At 47.8% G+C, this 3,055-nt stretch carries 2 protein-coding genes; both read left to right on the top strand.

What is annotated here, in order from left to right; all coding sequences use genetic code 11:
* The first annotated feature begins 347 nt into the window (after positions 1-347).
* Complete coding sequence (locus OXG87_15455; GenBank protein MCY3870945.1) at positions 348-1,094, top strand: DUF1080 domain-containing protein; 747 nt, start codon at positions 348-350, stop codon at positions 1,092-1,094.
* 220 nt (positions 1,095-1,314) lie between these two features.
* A partial coding sequence (locus tag OXG87_15450) for a patatin-like phospholipase family protein (GenBank protein ID MCY3870944.1) occupies positions 1,315-3,055 on the top strand: 1,741 nt, incomplete at its 3' end.

The following is a 3,055-nucleotide window of genomic DNA, read 5'->3' as shown; positions in this document are numbered from 1 at the left end:
TGAGCAAGCGATCTCCGTCGAATGCATATACAAATGTTGCGGTAATTAGTTCAACGGGTGGGAGTTCATTGGAGTACACAACGCGACACTGGTTGGGTTTTGGTAGGGATGGAACGTTTTGTTCTGTGCGGAGAATTTTCATGATTTGTCCTTAAGCGCGTTTGGGCAATAAACCAAATTATTTTCGGTGTCTTAATATATGGACAGGTAAATACGGGTTTATGATTCATTTAATGCGATAAATTGCGAGCGCGATCTGTATTTGCAATCCCGCTTGACACATCTTTGTATTTTTATGATCATGGTTTGAAAACAAAATATTCACTTCATTTTAGAAAGGAAACGAAATGGCAGCAGAAAAACACACGCCGGTGGGGTATGACGATACGCCGATGTTGCCCAATCAACCGTGGCGCGTTCACGATAAGAATCGTCCAGCACCGCGCGTGGTGACGCCGGGAGCCAGTGCAGGTGATGCGCCATCGGATGCCGTGGTGCTGTTTGATGGTACAGATTTGTCCAGTTGGCAGAGCCGCGATGGTGGGGATCCGACATGGACGGTGGAGAATGGGTATGTAGAGGTGAATCCCCGAACGGGAAATATCCAGACAAAAGATGAGTTTGGAAGCGCACAGTTGCACATAGAGTTTGCCTGTCCGTCAGAAGTGCGCGGTAGCAGCCAGGGGCGGGGAAATAGTGGTGTGTTTTTGATCGGGAAATACGAGGTGCAGGTGCTGGATGGATATGACAATCCGACGTATTCCGATGGTACGACGGGCGCGATTTACAGCCAGTTTTCGCCGCTGGTGAATGCGACGCGTCCGCCGGGTGAGTGGCAGGCTTATGATATTGTTTTTGAAACACCGGAATACGATGGCGATTCACTGGTGAAGCCCGCTTATTTGACGGTGTTTTTGAATGGTGTTGTTTTGCACAACCGCAAAGAGGCTATGGGACCGACCGGACACAGAAATGTGTCGACTTATGACACACCGCACGGGCCTACCGGGCCGTTGATGCTGCAAGATCACGGCGATCCCGTGCGCTATCGGAATATCTGGATCCGTCCATTGACTGATTATGATGAAGGTTAGAGAGGCCCTATTATTGAGGTCATAATTGAAAAGAGCCGGTCCGGAAATGGATCGGCTCTTTTCAATCTTTCAAAGCCGAGAAAGCCAGATGACAGGCAAAAAGTTATACGCAACAAAATGCGGAATAGTTCAAAGCCTATTTGTTTTTGTTTTTTGTTTCGGTTTTGCCCTGTCTATCACGCTTCCCTCTTTTGCAAAACAGAGGCCCCAGGTCGCACTTGTGCTCAGCGGGGGAGGTGCGCGTGGCGGGGTACATATCGGTGTGTTGCGCGTGCTCGAGCGCGAAGGTATTCCCATTGATTTGATCGTGGGCGCGAGTTATGGTGCTCTGGTGGGAGGATTGTATGCTGCCGGATATTCTGTTGATGATCTCGAACGCATTGTTGTAGAAACAGATTGGGGGGAAATGACCAGCAATAGCCCTGATCGCCGTCTGTTGAATTTGCATCGCAAACCAATAGTTGATCGTCAGATGCTCGCATTGCGCCTCGATAAATTTGATCTAAAATTGCCTTATGGGGTTTTTGCCGGGCAAAAGATTCAGCATTTTCTCTATCAATTGACCATTGGCGCAACTTATCGGGCACGAAACGATTTTGATCGGCTGCCAACGCCTTTTCGCGCAATTGCAACAGATATTGTAGCTGGCGAACAGGTCGTGATTAAAAATGGCTCGCTCGGCACGGCAATCAGAGCGAGTATTTCTATCCCGGGAGTGTTTGTGCCAGTGAGTACAGAAAAAACTCTTCTTGTAGATGGCGGCATTGTCAATAATCTGCCTGTAGATGTCGCATTAGACGCCGGGGCTGATTTTGTTATTGCCGTGGATTGTGCCACGCCTTTGCGCACTCAAAAACACGAATTTGAAGATATCATCGACGTCATCGATCAGGCTGTTAGTTTTCGAATTGAAGAAAAAAAAATGGCACATCGCAAACTCGCCCATGTGTTGATAGTGCCCGATTTAAAAGGATTTGATAGCGGCGATTTTAATCGCTCACATACAGTGATTCCGATTGGTGAAGAAGAAGCCGAAAAACATCTGGATTCAATCTGGAAAACTCTGCAAGTGCTTGGAATTCCAAAGCGCGTTGAAAAGTCGAGACCGTCGATGTTGCCAGATGATTTTGATTTTAGAACCTGGGCGGATATACCATCTGATATTGTAATTGACCGGGTGCGGATTGAGGGTTTAGAGCGCTATACAAGAGGCATTTCCATTGCAGAGTTGGAAAAGTTCATCAATAAGCCGACATCGTTTCGGGAACTGGAACGCGAATCTGGCCGGTTATATGCGACCGGATTATTTCAAACAGTGGATTACCAGGTTATCTACCATGAAGACTATACCGAATTGGTTTTTCAGGTGCTTGAAAACCCCCCAAGTGAGTTGAAAATGGGACTTCGTTACGACAACGATTTTGGGGTTTCGGCACTGGCCGAGCTTGCACATCAAAATGTTTATGGCCGCGCAGTAGAGTTTTATTTGCGCGGCCTATTGGGCACTACTATGAAGTTTGCTGAAATGAATTTAATTTTTCGCTCATTTAAGGGCCTGAGTTTTCTCGGAGAGATTCAGGGCTGGAATCAAGAGCGGGTGGCTTATTTTGAAGAGCAAGCCCAGGGCGTGTATAATGAGAGGCGTCTTCGCACGCGATTGGGCATGCAGGTTTTGTTCCACAGTTGGGGAGGTTTCAACGTGGGGTATCAAGTTGAACATATGCTCATTCGCGATGCGATCCAGGTCCTGGAATCTGAATATCTCCCCGCCTTCTGGTTATCTGCAGGTATTGATACGCGAGACGATGTGTTTGTGCCAAAGCGGGGCATCTTTTTTCATACCCGGGGAAAATGGGTTCATCGGACATTTTTACATAAGCAGGTGCAAACACAACTCGCGTACTTCGCCAGCCCCCATCCGCAATTGAGTGTGGGCTTCTGGTCCCAGGGAGGCTATGTGA

This window comes from Gemmatimonadota bacterium, assembly GCA_026706845.1.
GTDB lineage: Bacteria > Latescibacterota > UBA2968 > UBA2968 > UBA2968 > VXRD01.
The sequence above is the reverse complement of the archived record's forward strand: the minus strand, read 5'-3'. Positions and strand labels throughout refer to the sequence as shown.